This is a genomic window from Variovorax flavidus, assembly GCF_030317145.1.
GTDB lineage: Bacteria > Pseudomonadota > Gammaproteobacteria > Burkholderiales > Burkholderiaceae_C > Variovorax > Variovorax flavidus.
The window spans coordinates 253104-271207 of the sequence record NZ_JASZYE010000004.1 but is presented as its reverse complement, the minus strand read 5'-3'; the positions used below and the strand labels follow the sequence as shown (position 1 = coordinate 271207).

Sequence of the window (18104 nt, the reverse complement as noted above, 5' to 3'; positions counted from 1 at the left end):
CAGCGCCGGGGCCCTCGTTCCGATCGTTGCGGAATGCGTAGCGTGCGCACAACGAAACCCGAAATCGCTCGGCCTATTTGCGGAAGAAATCACTCTGTGTCATAGCGCCTGCACCGCCCATGCGGACGACGCTGCGCTGGTCGGACCGAAGCAGCCGCATCTGCCCGAGTTCACGCACCAGTTCCTGGGTGAAGCTCGACCTGAACTGCATGACCGTCTCGCCCATCTTCAATGTACTGGTCCCCTCGACCTTGGCGCTCTTGCGGTCGGTCGCCACTTGGACCGAATCGAGATGAAAGTCGTACTCGATGGTGAGCATCCCGCCCATCTTGCTGCCGACGTTCTCGAAGAGCTTGAAGGTTTCCCGGGTGGCGTCGCAGGCCTGATCGCGATTCAGCGTCGCGTCCTGGGCCTGCCCCATCATGACGGTGTGGTCCTGGATCACTGCCTTGCTGCTGAGCTGCTTGCAGAGCAGTTCGGGGTCACGCGACAGGATGGCGTGCGCCTCCTTCTCGTAGTACTCGCGAACCATGGCTTCGTCGAGCTTGCGACCGCCGATGAAGAAGTACCAGGCTCCCACGCAGAGCGCGATGACAAGTGCAATTTTCTTCATGTCTCTCCGCCTTGCTTGCCGGCCGTCAATGGACCAGACACAAAAAAGCCCCGGCTGGCGGGGCTTCTGAGCCGATTTCGAGGCTATCCGGGATAGTCCTGAAATCGTGTACTGGAGGAGAGGGAGGGATTCGTTGGAAAGTCCTTGTCACACAAGGAAATTTTTGATTCCGCTACCGTCCATGTGCCACCAAAAAGTAACGCCATTCCGGCTACCTGCGATTGTAACGACGGCCGGTCCTCGGCATGCGACGGGAGCTGCTGCGGTGAGGCGGGTTTATTGGGGGAGCGACCGCCGCGTTTTCGCCCGGCTCACGCAAGTCGGCCATCATCGGTCTTTCGGCTCAGCAAAGCGAAAGACACGTCGAGACTGGTTGCGGAAGTCTGATCCAGGTGCCCACTATGTCGCGTCTGGCCCCGAGACCCGACCTTGCCAGGGATCTCGTTCAAGTCGTTCTATTCAAGAAATGGATCGACCCGGTAAGTACGGCGCGGGTTTCCGGCTAGGTGGTAGCTAGATTTGAGTAAGAACGGGGCTACTTGCCACCAGGGGCAGGAAATCAGAGGGCGCGGGGGTCCAGGTTGAACTTGGACTGGTGGACCTTGAACCCCCGCATGTAGAACCGGTCTGCAAGGGCTAAAGCGGTCGGCCGGTCGGTGTAGGGGTTGATCATCAACTCCTTGAGGCCGTTGCCCGCCAGCTTCAGCTCCAGGAACTTCGTCACCGGTTCGCCCGGAGGGCAAACAATGCAGATGCGGATTTCATTCTCGAAGTGGAAACCAACCCGCTTCATCAGCAGCGCCGGGACCGCCAGCCGACTGACCTTTTCTTGAGGCTCAGTCCGAAGCCTTAGAAGTTCCTGCCTGATCTTGGGGCCTTCCATGTACCGTGCTCGCCCGATGTAGATCTTCGGCATCGGCAATCCGTCTTCCCGCTTCGCGGTCTTCAAGAGCTTGACGAGCTCCCCGAAGTCGAACGCGAGCCGGACTTTTCCCAGGTTCAACCTCCAGAGGGCTTCCGACGCGTAGTGGTAGGTGACGCACTTCGCATAGATCGCCATCCCCTCGAATGGCGCGCCCCCCGCAAGCGGAGGATCGCCAGGGGTTACTTCGCCGAAGAGGTTGTCCGCGATGTAGGTCTCGTACTTGTCGGTCCACGCGGTCGGATGATCGAACCGCATCCGGTGGTGATCCACCAACGCGGCTGCTTCTAGGTCGGGGGTGACGTATCGATAGACCCGCCCCATGGAACCCTTGATTTCCGGATCGACGTAGATGCTGGTTCCGTCCAATGGCGGGCCCCATGCAATCTCCGGCTGCGGTTCGGGCACGTAGAGCACCTCATAGGGGCCAAAGGTGCCGGTGCGTGGTTCAAATCTCATGTTCTTGCTGCGACGTCCCAATTGAGCCGAAGACCGATCCGCATGACATGGCGCTGCATCGCATAGAACGCCTCCCGGACTTTTGGAAGCGCCCATTCTTCTACGTACGACGTAGAGACACCCTTTCCGTCTGTGTAGGTGAACGCATTGATCATCAGTCCCGGTGCGGCGTCGTCGCTCCCACTCACTTCGATCTTCACGATATGCCGGTGCTTTGTGTGATTGACGAGATCGCGGACGTACTTGAGGGCGAGGTCCTTCTCCATGTCGTCCACCATCTCCTTGAGCACCGCCCACGGGGTCAACTTCTTCTTGACTGCCATAAGGGAGATGTCCCGGGCCTTCAAAGGCGAGGTGCCGTCGAAGTTCAACCCGTAGTAGATAGCGTGTCCGAGGTGGTCCTCGATCGGATGCAAACACTGGAAGAAAGCGGTGAGCGCGGCCCTCGCATTGCTCTCGATCCAACGTGCCTCGGCGTCCCTCGTAAAGAAGTAGACGAACGCATCTGCCGGGTCCATCTTTTCGAGGTCGTCCGCAAGTAGCCTGACTGCTTCCTGGTAGTGATACTTCGCGAACTTAATTCGGTCGTCTACCGAGCGAGCGAATGTGTCAACAAGGTCGGCTGCATCTTTCCCGTCGAGGCGCTCAACGTCGACCTTGAGGCCCGCCCAACTCCAAATCGGGACAGGTCCGTAGTCGCGAGGGTCGTATTCTTTATTCATGCTATTGGGTCCGAGCCCATGATAGCGAGCGCAAGAATCAATCCACAGGCCTCGCGCTTGAACGCTGTATGTTTATCCAGTATTCTTCGGTCCATGACTCCGTCGCTTACCTTGCCCGAAAACGTGCGGATCGCCGCATGCGCCCACGAACTGGCGAAGCGGTGGCGCACGGTCGATCCGGAACAACTGGAGGATGTGGCCGAAGACCTCGCTCACGATGACCGGCTCCGGGCAATGCCGCCAGCAGAGGCGGCTGTCGAATGGCTCCGGCCGATCAGTGGCAGTGCATGCGCGTCCGGGTCGAACTGAGAAGAAATCAGGGCGCCTGGATAGCGAGGTTTCGAAAACAGGTTGACCTGATCGGCGAGTTGGAAACCGGGCGGCGCGAGTTCGATGGCCGCAGCGTCATGTTCCTCCACCTCCTGCAGATGGAAAGCCCGAACGGCTTGCCGGTTGAGTCGCCGGTCCTGTACGACCCAAAGGTCACCGATGTGGTCGACGATGAGATCCGGTTCCTCGGCTTCGAGCGGGCGCCGCCACCCTCTCGCGTGTGGACCCTCCAACAATGGGACGTGTTCTTGCTATCGAAGAGACGCTAGCCACCGAGCGTACGGTCAATCCAAAAACGGGTTGGAACCGGGTTGGTTTCTTCCAGTGCCTGAAACTGAATCCGCGTTGAGTTGTGCGACGAGCTGGCGAATGATCCCGGACTTGCAGGCAAGCGGATCCACGTTTCGCAAAAAAGAGGCGGACTCTTCCAACATCACATCCACTACTCTTTGCGATAGCTCTTGGTCCACAACCGAAGCGATCATGGCCTTACACGTATCCATCGCGGCGAACCGAGATTGTCGCTCTGCGGAAACGATCGCCGTCCTCAGCGCCTCCGCCTTTTCTTCCGCAGTTGAATGCGGGGAATAAAAGATCAAGGACATGTTCGAGGCAATCACCTCGGCGAAACTCCAACCGTGCTCGTCCTCGCTAGCCATGTTCATATAAGAACGGAGGAAGGCACCGAGCCATCCCTGTGGCAAAGGCGTACTCGCCAACGCTTGAAAGAAGTCGGTCGGCAGGTCCTTGCACACGCGCTGTTGATCATTGGGCTGGAGCGCTTCGAGTTCGCGTAGAAAGACTTCTACCTCGTTCACATCCGAGGATCTGGTCGACTTCCACCTGTCCACGATGGCTTGCTGTGCGCCTAAAACCCCGCCGGTACCAGAGGTCCTATTCAGCACGGTATCAAACGCGAGAGTCAGACTTTGTCTAAGCGCCGCGAGCGACGAATAGCGCCTAGTCCGATCAGGTGAACATGCTCGCTCAATGACAACCAAAAGAGGTGGAGGAATGTAGTCCGATGCATCGCCTGGCGACTCAGCGTCAGCCAGTATGTTGAGGATGCTGACCCCCAGCATGAATATGTCGCTCTGCGCGTCAGCGGATTTGAAGCCCCCGTTCCAAAACTCCGGCGGCATGAACCCCGGAGTTCCGCCGTATTGGGATGAGCGGGTCATCGCAGTCGCAGAGCCATGCTCTGTGCAAAGACCAAGGTCGGACACCACTATCGTTCCGTTGCCAACAAGAAAGTTCTGCGGTTTGATGTCTCTATGAAAGATGCCTTGGCTGTGAAGCTGCTCGATGCAGTCGATCATCCGGTTAAAGCAAAACTCGGCCTCCGCCAGGTTGCTCCGCAGCCTTGGAATGAGTTGGGTGAGATCGCCCCGCTCGAAGTAGGGCATGACAAAGTACGGCGGCACATGATCAAGGTTCGCATGCTTGATGGGAGCGACATGAGGATTGCCGCGCAGGGTCTGCATCACGCGAACTTCGCGCCGGAACCGATTTTTCACCTCCTCGGCGTGGTGCGAGCAATACTTCAGTACCAGGCGCTGCTCAGGAGCTTGAGCATCGCGCACAAACAGAATGGTCCCCATGCCTCCAGCCGAACTACAGAGGCCCTCCACCAGAAAGCGGCCGTCGACCAAAGTACCAGTCTCAAACATCTATTTCCCCTCTTGGTGCGGTTCGCAAGCCCCTTGGCAGCGCGAAGCCAATTAAGGATGCTAGCTTGAGTTTGTCGAAGCCACTTCCTCACGGTTAGGGGGCATCATTTTCGCTATGCTCACGGCCCAAAAGAGGAGCAGGACATGGCGGCATGGATCTTTCAGGGCAACCCCGAAAAGTTCGATCTTGATGGGTATCTCCGGGCGGATCTCGGGACCATCACGTGGGTAGTTCGGCAGCAAGCGAACAAGATCGCAGTGGGCGACACCGTCTACATATGGCGGTCTGCGGGCAAGGACAAGGAGGCTTCGGGCATCGTCGCCGAATGCCGGGTTGCATCTCCGGTGGCGCCAATGCCGTCCGAACCGGAGGCGGCTCCGTTCTGGAAGGAGCCGAGCCCGGACAACGAGAACCGGGTTTCCCTCATCGTCCTTAGGATTGCTAGCTCCCGGCAAGTACTGAAGCGCGAGTGGCTAAAGAGCGACCCTGTGCTGCGAGAACTGCGCATATTCAAGATGGCGCAAGGCACGAACTTTCCGCTTGATGATGACCACGCCGCTCGGATTGCGATCCTTTGGCAGCGCACTGGAGTCGATTGGACGTGGACCGAGGCGGTCGCGGCCCTGTGGGCGTTTGACGTCACCAAAGGTCGAGAGGTTTCAAAGCTTCCCGGCTCTCCAGTCTCAAAGGTATCTCTCGCCATTGGTAGAGCCATCACCGGGGTCTACAACAAACTGATGAACTTTCGTGCGCTCGATCCGACGGACGATCGGGACGGCTTTCCGTCGAATGCGGATATCGACCGTGAGGTGTGGCATCGGTTCTATGACGAGACAACCAGGCATATTGACGGACGGGCACTGAGGGACGAGCTCGCTCGACTGGGAATACACCTCTCTGAAGATGCACCGCCGCCTGTAGCCCAGCCACAACCCAACACCCGGCCTGCCGTCGGCTCGCTTGAAGCGCTGATGGAGAAGTACGAGACCGCTACCAAGCAAGGCGCATATTTGAAGCTGCCCAAGACCACAACCGTCGAGAGGCAAGAGTTCATCCGGAATACGCTGGTCGTCGCGATCGCTCAAGAGCGAGCGAAACGAAAATGCGAGATTCCCGGTTGTACGACACCATCTTTTTCCACCGATGGTGGCGAAGAATTTTGCGAGGTCCACCACATTGACCCGCTTGCGGAAGGTGGAGAGGACGTCATTGAGAACGCGATCTGTCTGTGCCCGCTCCACCACCGCGAAGCCCATCACGGGAACCGGCGGGATGCGCTGCGGGGGATCATGAAGAAGGTCCGAATCCCCGGAACCAGAAACTAGGAGAAGTTCCGCGTGTATGACGTTGTGAAGATGAAGCATGACTTGAACCATGCAACGCAAGTAGTCGGCAATCGCATCAAAGATGACTTCAAGGCTGCATTCCGGAGAATCTACGAAGGAGAAAGAGTTCCAGAGGCATCCTCCGTCAACATCGGGTCGCCTCTAAAGCGCCATGAAATCACCAGTGATTCAGACATTGACAAGATTGTCAGCAGCGAGGGCTTCTACATACTTCTGACCAACTATCCGGTCCAAGAGAACACTTGCCGCCTGCACACGCCCGATCTTCGAGCTGTCTACCGCGGCGAATGCACCAAGACTCGCCAACGGGTCATGAGTCATTTGTCAAATTCGCGCTATCACTCGACCTACCACGAGCGCGCAGATGCCTACAGACTGAAGAACCCCGGGAAGCAGTATCACGAGGACTACTGGCCTCATTGCCTCAAGCTTGAGCCAGGCGGAGCAAGCGGCATAAACGTGAACCAAGAGCCTTACTCAGGGTACCAATGGCTAGTTCTCGTTCATCCGATGCGAGGAAGCTCTCGACCTGTGCGGCAGCTTGCAGAGGAAGCATTTGACGAACTCTTCAACAAGCCGGCGGCGAGCCGAGAGAAGTTGGCTACCTCACGCCGTTCTTGAGCGCCGTCAGCGCGACACTGCTGGCTGACATGATGGAAGCGATCATCGCGCCGTAGATAACGACGACTGCGATGACCGCTTCGGCAACCACGGCAGGCTTCGCACGCAATGCCATCTTGAATAGGGCGCCGACAAGGAGCGGGTCCGAATGCCCGCGAAAACGGAGCCTTCGAATCCCCCGTTCTAGTCCCAACGGGAACGCGACAGCTTTCTCCAGAAAGCCAATCATGTTCGCGGCGATGGATAGCGCGGCGGTGATGAAGCAGATCCAGAACACCATCGTGGTCTTCCAGTTGTCGAGATCGACGCGGAAATCAAGTTGTGCCCACGTGACGAACGCGATCGACGCCAAGAGCACCATCGGTGTCAGGTTTCGGAGGAACTCAAGGAACGCGGGTCTGCCGGGGCCGAGAATGTGCATGGAGCCAGTCTAAGTGGCGGTGGCCACCTGGACCGTGCGCCGAGTGCCGGCTAAGTCGACCGATGTTGATCCGATGCAACAAGTTTGAGGAACTCGCCCCGGTTCAGCGAACCACGGACATCGAGCGCGACTGCCACACGGTTGACCGCTTCGCGGTGGCGTTCCACCAGTTCTCTCGAAAGCCACATAAGCCAGTCGAGCCGAGCCCTCGCATAGAACCCCGGCGTGTCTTCGGTGATCAACCCCCACGCTCGCGCATGGTCCGGGCCGTGGCCCCTATGCGGAATGCCTTCTCCGGCATCGCCGGCGAGGGCAATCAGGATCAGCCGCTCGCGCATCACGTGGACCAGCTCCTCCGGATCGTGGACCTCTACCGCCATCAGGTCTTTGGAATAGATGCAGCACGGATTCGCGCCGACTTCGATCCGGTTCACGGTGGCTCGAAAAATCCATGCGATCACTGCATGTGCGCTTTCGTGCAATGCAACGGAAGAGATTCGCGTCGTCATTGCGTCCGCCTTTGGTCGAAAGACTGGAGAATGTCTTTGACATGCCCGTGGGACCTCTGAATTGATGCATCGAGGTCGTCGCCCATCACCCGGAGCATTCGCATCCTTTCCCGGAAGTCTTCCAGCATCCCTTGTAGGAACTCGCTCTCCATTCTTCGCCGCTCGACCAGCATCGCTTTCACCGTGGCGAACGGGTCAGCGCGCAATCCGAAGCTACATCAAGCCGGCCATCGAGATTGCGAACGGATCGCCACCCGACGAAGAATATGCGCGGTGGTATGAAGGCTTCCCAGCATTTGCCCGGACGTAGAACGGACATCTCCTGACGACATGCGGGACGCTGGCGCAGCTGACGCCTGCTCCGATATTTCCGGATCTGGAGAATGTGATGGTCAAAGAAATCATGCGGGCTTGGGCCCGGCGCTGAACGCCACTAAATGTCCGTAGAGCGCCAGCTTGCAGTCTTCCGTGCTTGCCTCCCTGGAAGTCTGCTTACGCTGCAAAGCGGTAAGTCTCAGCCCTGGTCAAACATTGCACTGGGCACGGCTCCAACGTGCAGTGGTCGATGCTTCGGGAACGACGGGGAGGAAAATGCCATCCTTGCAAGAAGTAGAGCATCACGGAAGCGCATGCCACCTTAAGGCACGTTCGCTTTGTCGCTAAGCTCGTGCAAGCCTTCGGGACGTATCAGTTCGCGGCCGTGGAGCTTTGTTCTTTGGTGGTTGGCGTACTGGACCGGAGGGGCGACGGAGTGCTCGATGCGGGAGCCGTCGTAGTTAAGGGGCGGGCTGGAACTGTTCCCATGGCGACCGGCCCTGTTTTGGGAACGGGCGCTGGAGTCCCTGTCGTACCTTCTGACAGGCCTGCCAAAACTTTGCGGTATACGGTTTCGAACCGTTCGACTTGTCGTGTTCCTCCGGATATCAGCCGACGAGCGCTAGCCACATCGTCGTTCTGGAGGGCCTGCGAAAAGCGCGCGTCTCGGTCAGCGAACCAGGAGACCAAAATTCGGGAGGCAACTTCTGGACTTTTAGCGTCGTCAGGTGAATCGATAAGACGAGTGCCTAAGCCCAGGCGTTCGCTGGTCCGCGCATAGTTCGACCGGCCGGTCAGTCCCAATGAGCCACGTCCCCGAAACTTCACGCCGTCGCCAGCGTTCACGTTGCCAAGCTTGCCCTCATAGCGCTGGGCCATGGACTCCGGTTCCTCATAGATCTCAAAGAGCGGCGTCTCCACAACGATGGTGGCAACGATCGCGGCCACCATGCGTGCATCGGAAATACTGAATTCCTGCAAGGCGGCCCGAAGAAACGGTGCGTTGACTGCCACATTGGCCTGCGCTTGCGGCGGAAAATACCTCATCAGAAATTGAGCATCCACGCGCTCCGTAATAGAGCGAATAGCCGCTGCTGGGCTTGGCTGTGCCGAAGCGGCGCGAATGGCCGGATCAATTTGACTGCTTCGATCTATTGTGACCACCGCAGCTTGAACAGTCAGCTTAGCTACCGAGCGCGCAGCCTGAGCCCGCGCCAAGGCGCCCGACTTCTCGATTCTCTGCTTCTGCAAGCTGGCCGCCACCGGTGGATTGTCCATCGCCAGCAAGATCTGCACGTTCAGTGTCTGGATGTCTGCTTCCAGTGCACGGATCTGGCCGTCGGCTTCATCCGCCACCTGCGTTGCATCCACTCTGGCCTTGTAGGCATCGGCCAGGTCGGTATTGAACTTGACGTACTGTTCATAGCGGTGCTGTGCCCAGTTTTGCAGCGGGTGCCCTTTGAGTTGGCCTAAGGCGCTGTAGAGGATGGCACGGCCATCGTTTGGCGTGTCCTTCGCTAGGATGAGCTTAAGGTAGCTCTCGGCCAAAGCGCTGCGTTCTTTTATGTCGGCAAGGGCGATCTCGCGCTGGGTCCTCTCTCGCTCCGCATCCGCCTTGAACATGCCGTCGATCCACGTGGAGGCCGACTGGCCAACCGCGACTAAGGCTCCTGCGATTGCGGCCAGTCGGGTGACGCCACTGAGCAAATCCGAACTTGCGCGTTGTGGTTCTTGGCTAGGCGGTTCAGTTGGGACATGAGGGCTTGTCATAGAACGAATCCTTGGCGTGCGGTAGATCAGCTCGCACAATTCAACGAATGTGCCCCTCGGCATCCAGGTCTTGTATTGGCCCGCATTCCAGTTTGCGCACAACCAGAGACAGGGTTTGTCGTGTCAATCTTCTGGAAACCTGCGCAGTACGTCTCCGGAAGCGCCGCGTCGAGAGGCCCCGCGAAAGCCCCACCCGGGCCAACGAGGCCGGCGATCGCGAGTACCGTCAATTGCGTGGTACGGAGTTCCACGACTTTCATAGCAACCTCCAGGGTCTGGTCCGATGAGGCATAGCATCCCAGCGCTACCGCTTGGCTGCGTGCACTTTTATCCCCGCCGTCTCTCGAGTGCGTCCTCTTGATTGGGGATTTCTTGTTCAGTAGGGCGCGACTCGGGTCATTTCACGGAGATCACAGATCAAGGCGATCTTGGTTCCCGAGCGCCTGCCTCTTTGCCCTGCCCATAACCGTTCAGGGCACGGAGCAGGCGATCCGAACTGCTGGGTCGACTGTCCGGTCAGAGCTAGATTGCAGACGAAGTTCGCGGACTCGACCTCTACGTTTGCTCTCCAGACTGGCTGGTTGCGGTCAGTCGACGTGGCGAAGACTTTGGACTTGTTTTGACGCGGTTACTTCAGGGCAAACAAAGTACCTGGGCGCCCACGAGCCATTGGGGGCTTCGACTTGTATTACGTGCGGCTCACGTGTTGCGTGAGCGTGGTCGCAGGGATGATCTTGTCTGGGATAAATAGGCTCACGCGGGCTTTGCGTGAATACCCAATTCCTCGAGCACAAGCGTCGCCACCGACCCTACCGCTTGCCCCTTCTTGACGACATCGACAGCGTCGGCTGATGGCCGCGAGAACCTATTCGCGGCCGTGCCTGGTAGCTGACCTTCGGCGTGATCGCTCGGTTGGCCGAGGACCGCTAACGGCGAATTTGACGAACAGGCAGTCCCGGCCAGGAGCCGACTGCCAGCGGGCGTTCTCAATTCGGGAGAATGGTGACCCAATCGTCTAGGCTCAAACGAAAAGGAAGATCATGCTTGCACGCCTTTCTTCGACGTGTTTGTTGCTTGTGCTGCTAGTCACCAGTGCACATGCAGCGCCGCTCAATGCGCAAGACCCCGCTTCTGTTTGGCCTGGCGCAAGTTCTTCTGAGAGAGCCGCATGGGCTAGCAACGCCTCCGGCTCTTGCGGGTCGTCTCGGTGCAATGCCACCGCAATACGCAACTGTCTCGATGACGCCCTTCGTCCACCAGTACCAAAGGTGCCAACGAATCTAGGCGAGGCAACTGCAACGTGCGTCAAGCTCCTGAAGAATCGGGGCTAGGACGCCAAGCGGCCAAAACCGTAAGTTCGTCATGCACCCTCAATTTGCTGCGCTTGGCGTGCTGAAGGTGCGTTCTGACTTCAGCCGACCTTCACCAAACGCCTTTTCTGGAACATAGATTTGGAACGAACCGCTCTCCTACTTGCCTGCGCTGCTGGCCTCATTCTCGGAGCGGCGACCAGCAATCGAGTGGCCGCTGCCATCATCTGGGCGTGTGTGGCTTGGTTGCTCCTCGGTATGCTGCTCCTCGCGTCGGCCACGAGCTTCCTAAGACCGATCATCCTTCGGCTGTCACCGCAGGAGCGCAATGTCGTTGGCATGGTGCGTGCTGCGAGAGATAGCCTAGGCTGCTGTCGGAGCCGATTGTGATGCTTCCCGATGCGTTCGACGATCCAGCGTTTCGCGGCCTATTAGATGACATTGCGGTTGTCTTGGGCGTGGTCGACATCGACTTCGACGCGCATGCGAGCACCATCCATCGATACACGTTTGGTTTGCGGAAGTTTGTGCGCCGCATCTTCAAACAAGCCTATCGCATCATGCGTCGCGAGCATCAGCTTCTTGGTACACCTATGAAGCTGACCATGCGGCACATCGATGCGGCTTACGACGATGATAAGGCATACGGCAAGGATCGCATGGCCACCGGCAGCTTCCTGGCGCCGCGCCTGGCCATGCTCGCACTGCTACCAGCATCAACACTGCGACAGGCTCACGGGATCGCGCTCCCGGTGAGTCGCGGGCCCACGAGTTGGTGGGCAGGTACCCGAGACTCTGCCAGTCCGAGATGCGTCCCTCCGGGCGATAGCTGGGGGAAGCCGGCGAGTCCTTTGCCTGAAAGAGCGAACCTCCGATGATGGCGAGGTGTACATTCGTCCGACGTTCGTGACCCAGCGTCCGCTCCCCAGATTGCGTTGGTTTCAATTTGCTGCGCGCTAGCTCGAAGAGGTGTCTACAGTGACGATCGGATCCGATCTGACCAAGCAGTTTCGAATCGCGTCGGCAGCCGACTTCTTCGGGCTCGAGCGCCTCGCTCGACATCAGCAGTTTCGCGACGTCGCGCATTGGTTCGAGCGGGATCGACCACCGCTGTGTGTCCTGTTCATCTCCCACCGCTGGGAGGCGTGTGATCACCCCGACCCTCAAGCGAGGCAGCTGCGCGCCCTGCAGAAGCTCGTCCGCCTGATCGCGCGTTGGGTAGGTGTGGCATTCCTGCGGAAGGACGAGCGCGACATCTTCATGCCCGACTTGGCCATCGAGGGCTCCCTTCAGGCCCTCACCATCGCGTTGCGCATTCTCGATCTCGAACCGATGGAAGCTGCCCTCATGCCAGGGCAGCTGCGGCGCGCCGAGATTGACCGTATGGCGGGCGAACTCGGCCCACGGAGCGATGCCTTTGCGGCGTGGCTGGCCACACGCATCGGCGTCTGGATCGACTACTGTTCCGTGCCACAGGCGCCGCAGTCCGACAATGAGCGGGGCCAGTTGCAAACGACGCTGCGACAGCTCGACACGCTGATCGACAGCGCCACGCTCGTGGCGCTGCGTTTCGGCGGCGACCAATATGCCAGTCGCGCCTGGTGCGTCGCCGAAACCCTGGTGTCTGCCAGGGACGCCGGCGGCAGAGGCTTCGGGCGCAACGTGTTTGTCGATCTCGAAGCTCTTGCCGGCGATCGCCCTCTGTACATGCCCGAGCGCGCCGCTTCGCCGCTGGTCCCCGACGCGGAGGCTGCGCGCGTGATGCAGGAGACCTACGAACAGGCCACGCTCGGCTTTGCGCGGGACCGAGCCCGCCTGCTGGCCGGGGAGCATCCTTTCGTGCAGGTCAGTCCCCCGCGCCTGTGGAGTGCCTACCAAGACGTATTGAGCAGCAGCTTTCATCCCCGGGACGTCGATCCCAACCCCGTGCGTGCCGCGCTCGAGTTCATGCTCGGCTTCGAGGAAGCGCTGGTCAGGGATTGGCTTTTCGCTCCATCGCCGGTCGAGCTGGACATCGTGACGCTTGTGGAAGAGACCATGACCCCGGCCGGCCTGGGGTGCAAAGCGCCCGAGGACCTTGCCTACCTCGGCCTTCTGCTGGCCCGTCGCGGTAGGTTGGCCGAAATCAATCCCTTGGTCGAGGCCTGCTTCGTGCGCTACGTCGACCACGGTCTGGGTCGAGGCGTGCGAACCTTGCGCGTTCGGCTTCACCCCACCAGCCAGGCCGCACGCGACCTGCTCACGCGTGCGCGGCCCCGCAGTCCGGGTGTGTGGCGTTCACGCCTGACCACGGGGGCGCTCGGAGCGGAGCGTGATCTCGTCGCCCAGTTGCGCGCCGAACTCGAGCGGGCACCGCTGACGTTCGAGTTCCTGGATTCTCAGGCTGCGGGGCTGGATCGATGAGGCAGATCGTGACCATATCGCGCAAGCAGCCCCGCCCGCAAAGCGGGCCCGACGCACCGCATGGCGTCGATACTATATATACTGAATTTGCTTCAGTACACTGGAGGGCTGCGCGATGAAGCTGCGTGAACTACTCGACAAGTGGAGCCTGACCAAGCTGAAGATCAGCGCCGGCTTCCTCGACGCCGAGTTCCAGGCCAACGACCAGGACCGGGACGCCGCGTGGTCGATGTACGTCGAGCTGCTGACGCGCATTACGACCCAGGCGCTGCCGGCCGAACACGGTGACGAAGCGGCCGCGCTCGCATCGGTGCATAGCCTGTTCGCGATCACGCGCGAGATCCTGAAGGAACCCGGCCGGCGCCATGCCGACAAGTTCGCCAAGATCGCGATCGTCGTGCTGAACCAGAAGGTGCGGCCGTTCACCGCCTATTGGCACAAGCCCTCGCTCGCCGGCGCGTTCGACGATTCGAAGCAGCGCGAGCGCTTCCGAGCCGAATTGGCCGAGCTTCAGGTGGTGCTGACGCACTACGCCGGGCTGCTTTCGGACCTCGCCGACGTCGAGGACCTGACGAAGCTTGAGCAGGACTGATTTTCGGATGTTGGCGCTGCCTGCAGCACGGGGCATGGCGCCGGTTGTCATCGTTTGCGTACGCGGCCGATGGGGGCGCGGATCGACCCTAGGCCACGTTCGAGGCGCCGGCCGGAGGGCTTTAGGGCGCGGGCGCTGCAGTCCTACTCAGGACCTCTGGGCTGCCATTTGCTGAGTTCAATGGATGCGATTCCAGTTGATGGCGCCGGCGGGGTCCTCGGCGCATTGCGTGACGAACACTTGCGTTCCGGAGACCGACCCGGCATGCTCGCGATCGGCATTCTCGAGATCGAAGAAACCGTCATGCTCGCTCCCGTGCTCGAGGTTTATGTGGTCTGGCATCCGCAAGAAGTGCAGAACGCCGAAGCGATCGCGCTCGATCTGGCTGAGCACTTTCAGGGCGGCGCGTTCGGGAGTCTGCTGAGCGGCGCGGTCGAGGTCTACGTACGCAGCGCGCCTTGGGAAAACGGGGACGCCTCCCCACGCCCGATCGTCTGGCCCGGTTCGGCGCCGGCTGCCGGCAACGTCGCTCCGGCGCTCTTCACGGCCGTCGTGCCGATCGTCGGCCTGCAACTTGCTCGCGCGGTCGAGGATGCCGATGGCCCCTGGCATGCCTACCTCGGCGACATCGTCGATGCTAGGCGCCTGAACCCGGTACATGTCTGCATCTTCCCGCTGCGCCTCGCCGGCGTACAGCCAAGCGGGCGCCTGGGCAATCTTTTGTCGGGGCACCAGTATCTGGGCGAGCCTGACGCCCATTCGACATCGAAAGAGCCGATAGACGAACTGCGTCACCGCGACCTAGCGCAGGGGCTCGCGCAGTGGATCAGCCCGCAGCGTGGGGAGCGGCTGTGCGTCTTCATCAGCCATACCAAGCGACAAGGCTCGCCGGACGAGCCTGTGGGCAGCCTGCTGCAACAGGTGCGCGAAGTCTTCGACAACAGCCGGGTCAGCGCGTTCTTCGACGCGCACGACCTGCAACCCGGAGAGGACTGGAACCGGGCCTTGCGGCAGAAGGCAGGTGCCAGCGCGCTTCTCGCACTGCGCACCGATCTCTACGCGACGCGCGAATGGTGCCAGCGCGAGATGCTGACGGCGAAGGTCAATGGCATGCCGGTAGTCGTGCTCGAGGCCTTGACGCAGGGCGAGGTGCGCGGCTCGTTCCTGATGGACCATATGCCGCGGATCCCGGTGCATCGAGATACGCCCGATCATTGGTCGGTGGCATGCATCCGGCGTGCCGTAAACCTGCTGGCCGACGCCTGGCTGCACCGTGTGCTGTGGCTGCGACAGCGCGAGCTCGCCGCCGAGCATACCGATCTGAAGCGCTACTGGTGGGCGCCGCACGCACCCGAGCCGAGCACGTTCACCGCGTGGCTGCCCGAGGTGACAGCAATGCGCGCGTCGGCGAGCGGGCCAGATGGGGACCTGCACGTCCTGCATCCGGACCCGCCGCTCGGTGCCGACGAGCGAAACGTGCTGCAGCAGATCGCCTCCCTTGCGGGTCACAGTGCGCTGGACCTCACCACCCCGCGCCTGCTCTCGGCCCGCGGCGCCTGAGGAGCGCAAGGATGAACAGCGGATCGGCATTCACACCGGCCTTCTCGTCGAGCCTTCTGCCTGCGAACGCGCTCTCGGGCCAGCGGGTGGGCATCTCCGTTTCCGACAGCGCGGATCTCAGGCGCTTGGGTCTGCTGTCATCGCATTTCAACCTCGCCCTGCGTGAGTTGGCTCGCATCGTGCTCGTCGGTGGCGGCACACTGGCGTACGGCGGTCATCTCGTCCCGGGCGGCTACACCGAGTTCTTGATCGGGGAGTTGCATCGATACGCCCAAGCCGGGTTGTTCAACGCAGGCCACCGCGGGCCCGCGCTCTTGGTATGCCTGGCCTGGCAAGAGCACCGACACCGCAGCCTGGAAGAGCTGAACGCGACGAATAGCCAACTTGGCGTGTACGGAGAGATGCGCTGCCTCGACTTGGATGGCCGAGTCATCGTCGGTTGGAGCGCGAACCGCCTGACCGAAGGTGAGCCGTATCCCAGTGACAAGGCCGTGTTGGCGCAGGGATTGAGCGCGCTTCGCACCTACATGACCGGCCAGACATCGGCCCGCCTGCTCCTCGGCGGCAAGCGCCAGGGTTACACCGGACCGATGCCCGGTGTGCTGCAGGAGGCGCTGCTGGCGCTGCGGGCAGCGCAGCCGCTCTATCTCGCGTCAGGCTTGGGGGGAGTGACGCTGGACATCACTGGTGCGATCGATGGCCGCTGCGCTGGTCTTTGTCCGCGGCACGGCAGCGATCCTCCTCTGGATCAGTCGGCAATGGCAGGGCTGGACGAACTGCGTGCCCTGATCAGTTCCGACGGTTGGCGGCGGTTGAACAACGGGCTGGATGAGGCCGAGAACCTGCAGCTTTCGATGACCCACCGCCCGGCGGAAATCGCGGCTCTAGTGGCGCTGGGTCTTGGTCGGTGGGCCCAATCGCGCGCCGCGCAGCAGGGCCATGGCCGATAGCGAGGCGTTGTGCCAGCTTGTGGGTGGCCTAGCGGGACACCCGGACCGGCCTGAAGACAAGTCAAGACTCGCAGCGCCGACTACCGCAAGGCGGTATGTGGAGCTTGGCGATGACTTCTTGCAACCACAGTAGCGGGCGATCGATGCGAGACATCTTTCTCTCACACTCCTCACGCGACAAGAAGCAGGTACGTCTGATCAAGGAAGAACTGGTCGCGCAAGGCTTCAGCGTCTCCCTCGACATCGACGTCCTGCCAGCGATACGTCCGACCGATGTGACCGCCGACACCGCGGAGTCGCTCAGGCGCGCAATGCGCGATTGCTCGTCGCTACTGTACGTGATCACCGCCAACTCGCGACGGTCGAGCTGGATGCCGTGGGAACTCGGCTACTTCGACGGCTTTCGCGGACGCGTGTTCATCTATCCGATCGACGACGCCGCCGAACGCAACGCCCAGGGCATCGAGTACCTGCGTATCTACCCCAAGGTGCCGCTGGCGGGGCGGGCCGGCTATCTGGCGGAGTTCATCTCGAAGGAGCAGCGATCGACCGAACCGCTTGGTGGCGTCGAGTTGGTCTTCGTTGACGCAAAGCGTCCACCGATGTTCGATTATGCCGACCAGGTCGCCACGGCCGCTTACGGCAATCGCCTGCAGAAGGGCCTTGCCGCGGCGCCGACGGATTTCGTCGACATCATGTCCAGGTGGGCCGAGATCGGAACCGCCTGGTTGCGGTTGTGGAACCTGGCGCCGCCGCCGGAACGCCCGGGCGCACAGCAGGGCCCTTGGAAGCCGAAGCAGTAGATTACGGAACTCCCGCGCTCTCGTTCCCATGCGTGCCCTGTTCGGCTCGGGCACCGGCGAGGTTTGGCTCTCCATCGTGAAAAGCATTCACGGCGAGGACCGCATCAAGCGTCGCAGCGATTTCACTACGCGGCGAAATCCGCGCGCGCGGCAGCGTGCCGGGGCGCAAGAAGCTGACCACCAGGTTCCTTCGGGACGCGTTCGACGGTCTGAGTCGGAGCCTTGACGGTGCAGCGACTCGCCCGAGCCGTCGCAGCGGGTTCATCCCCAAAAATGGGGGTGCGGCTGTGTCGGATTGGGCAGAATCTGCGCTCTTCGGAGGTACGGTATGTCAGACGGCAGATCGGCGCAAGCGATGACGGCCCCGGGAGCGGAGGGGCGCCGGCTTCTGGCGGGGCTGATCCTCGATCTGCTGCGCGTGAGGGCGCAGGTCGAAGTGGGGAGTTGGACGACCTGTGACGTCTGCGCCGATGTAGGGGAAGTGATGTCGATCGACTGCCGTGACGTCAAGGAGGTTCTTGAGCAGTTGCGCGCGCTCGGGCTGATTCAAGATCTGTCGCCTGCCGAGCAGGCGGGTGGTGTGTCGACGAACACATGGGTGACGGCACCGGCCTACGCGGCGACGCTCGGACGCGGTGGTGACGACGGCGGTGGTGGACTCACGCCGAACGACGACGGCCCGGCCTCCAGCCCGCGGCGATTTCCTGAAGTCCTCGCCCATCCGGTGCTATTTGCTTTGTCGCCGGAAGATTTCGAGTCCACGCTCGTGCACATGCTGCCGGAGTGA

The 18104-nt window shown here is 60.9% G+C and carries 17 protein-coding genes; 10 read left to right on the top strand and 7 right to left on the bottom strand.

Features of this window, described 5'->3' with window-relative positions:
- Positions 1-73: 73 nt before the first annotated feature.
- The 3 genes from QTH90_RS21140 to QTH90_RS21130 all read right to left on the bottom strand — a co-directional run bounded on the left by QTH90_RS21140 (position 74) and on the right by QTH90_RS21130 (position 2716).
- The gene (locus tag QTH90_RS21140; RefSeq protein ID WP_286666535.1) at positions 74-613 is read right to left on the bottom strand and encodes a hypothetical protein; all 540 of its coding nucleotides are present in this window, start codon (positions 611-613) and stop codon (positions 74-76) included.
- A 559-nt stretch (positions 614-1172) separates the two neighbouring features.
- Positions 1173-1994, bottom strand: a complete 822-nt coding sequence (locus tag QTH90_RS21135) for a hypothetical protein (protein ID WP_286666534.1) — start codon at positions 1992-1994, stop codon at positions 1173-1175.
- On the bottom strand, positions 1991-2716 hold the full coding sequence (locus QTH90_RS21130; protein ID WP_286666533.1) for a hypothetical protein: 726 nt from the start codon (positions 2714-2716) through the stop codon (positions 1991-1993). The genes QTH90_RS21135 and QTH90_RS21130 overlap by 4 nt, the downstream gene beginning before the upstream one ends.
- A gap of 260 nt (positions 2717-2976) precedes the next feature.
- Between QTH90_RS21130 and QTH90_RS21125 the strand changes: the two genes are divergently transcribed.
- Positions 2977-3315, top strand: a complete 339-nt coding sequence (locus tag QTH90_RS21125; protein ID WP_286666532.1) for a hypothetical protein — start codon at positions 2977-2979, stop codon at positions 3313-3315.
- 15 nt (positions 3316-3330) lie between these two features.
- Here QTH90_RS21125 and QTH90_RS21120 read toward each other — a convergent pair whose 3' ends face one another.
- On the bottom strand, positions 3331-4716 hold the full coding sequence (locus tag QTH90_RS21120) for a serine/threonine-protein kinase (protein ID WP_286666531.1): 1386 nt from the start codon (positions 4714-4716) through the stop codon (positions 3331-3333).
- Between the two features lie 144 nt (positions 4717-4860).
- Between QTH90_RS21120 and QTH90_RS21115 the strand changes: the two genes are divergently transcribed.
- Positions 4861-6042, top strand: coding sequence for an EVE domain-containing protein (locus tag QTH90_RS21115; RefSeq protein WP_286666530.1), 1182 nt, complete (start codon positions 4861-4863; stop codon positions 6040-6042).
- A 12-nt stretch (positions 6043-6054) separates the two neighbouring features.
- A complete protein-coding gene (locus QTH90_RS21110; RefSeq protein WP_286666529.1) occupies positions 6055-6684 on the top strand; it encodes a hypothetical protein in 630 nt (209 codons plus the stop codon).
- On the opposite strand, the gene QTH90_RS21105 is transcribed toward QTH90_RS21110, so the two are convergent.
- The 3 genes from QTH90_RS21105 to QTH90_RS21095 form a co-directional block, all read right to left on the bottom strand.
- The gene (locus QTH90_RS21105; protein WP_286666528.1) at positions 6665-7105 is read right to left on the bottom strand and encodes a hypothetical protein; all 441 of its coding nucleotides are present in this window, start codon (positions 7103-7105) and stop codon (positions 6665-6667) included. The two genes, QTH90_RS21110 and QTH90_RS21105, sit on opposite strands and share 20 nt — an antisense overlap.
- 50 nt (positions 7106-7155) lie before the next feature.
- Entirely contained in the window at positions 7156-7614 is a 459-nt protein-coding gene (locus QTH90_RS21100; protein WP_286666527.1) for a hypothetical protein, read from the bottom strand.
- Between the two features lie 687 nt (positions 7615-8301).
- Positions 8302-9552 (bottom strand): hypothetical protein, encoded by a 1251-nt coding sequence (locus QTH90_RS21095; RefSeq protein ID WP_286666525.1) that lies wholly within the window; start codon positions 9550-9552, stop codon positions 8302-8304.
- 1846 nt (positions 9553-11398) lie between these two features.
- Here QTH90_RS21095 and QTH90_RS21090 point away from each other — a divergent pair.
- The 7 genes from QTH90_RS21090 to QTH90_RS21060 all read left to right on the top strand — a co-directional run bounded on the left by QTH90_RS21090 (position 11399) and on the right by QTH90_RS21060 (position 18104).
- On the top strand, positions 11399-11887 hold the full coding sequence (locus QTH90_RS21090; RefSeq protein ID WP_286666524.1) for a hypothetical protein: 489 nt from the start codon (positions 11399-11401) through the stop codon (positions 11885-11887).
- A 100-nt stretch (positions 11888-11987) separates the two neighbouring features.
- The gene (locus tag QTH90_RS21085; protein WP_286666523.1) at positions 11988-13412 is read left to right on the top strand and encodes a hypothetical protein; all 1425 of its coding nucleotides are present in this window, start codon (positions 11988-11990) and stop codon (positions 13410-13412) included.
- 115 nt (positions 13413-13527) lie between these two features.
- Positions 13528-14004: a hypothetical protein gene (locus tag QTH90_RS21080; RefSeq protein ID WP_286666522.1), complete on the top strand. Its 477-nt coding sequence runs from the start codon at positions 13528-13530 to the stop codon at positions 14002-14004.
- A gap of 264 nt (positions 14005-14268) precedes the next feature.
- Entirely contained in the window at positions 14269-15564 is a 1296-nt protein-coding gene (locus tag QTH90_RS21075) for a toll/interleukin-1 receptor domain-containing protein (RefSeq protein WP_286666521.1), read from the top strand.
- An 11-nt stretch (positions 15565-15575) separates the two neighbouring features.
- Positions 15576-16514, top strand: coding sequence for a hypothetical protein (locus QTH90_RS21070; RefSeq protein ID WP_286666520.1), 939 nt, complete (start codon positions 15576-15578; stop codon positions 16512-16514).
- Positions 16515-16657: 143 nt separating this feature from the next.
- Entirely contained in the window at positions 16658-17317 is a 660-nt protein-coding gene (locus QTH90_RS21065; protein ID WP_286666519.1) for a toll/interleukin-1 receptor domain-containing protein, read from the top strand.
- 328 nt (positions 17318-17645) lie between these two features.
- Positions 17646-18104 carry a hypothetical protein gene (locus QTH90_RS21060; protein WP_286666518.1) on the top strand — a complete coding sequence of 153 codons (459 nt, stop codon included), beginning with the start codon at positions 17646-17648 and terminating at the stop codon, positions 18102-18104.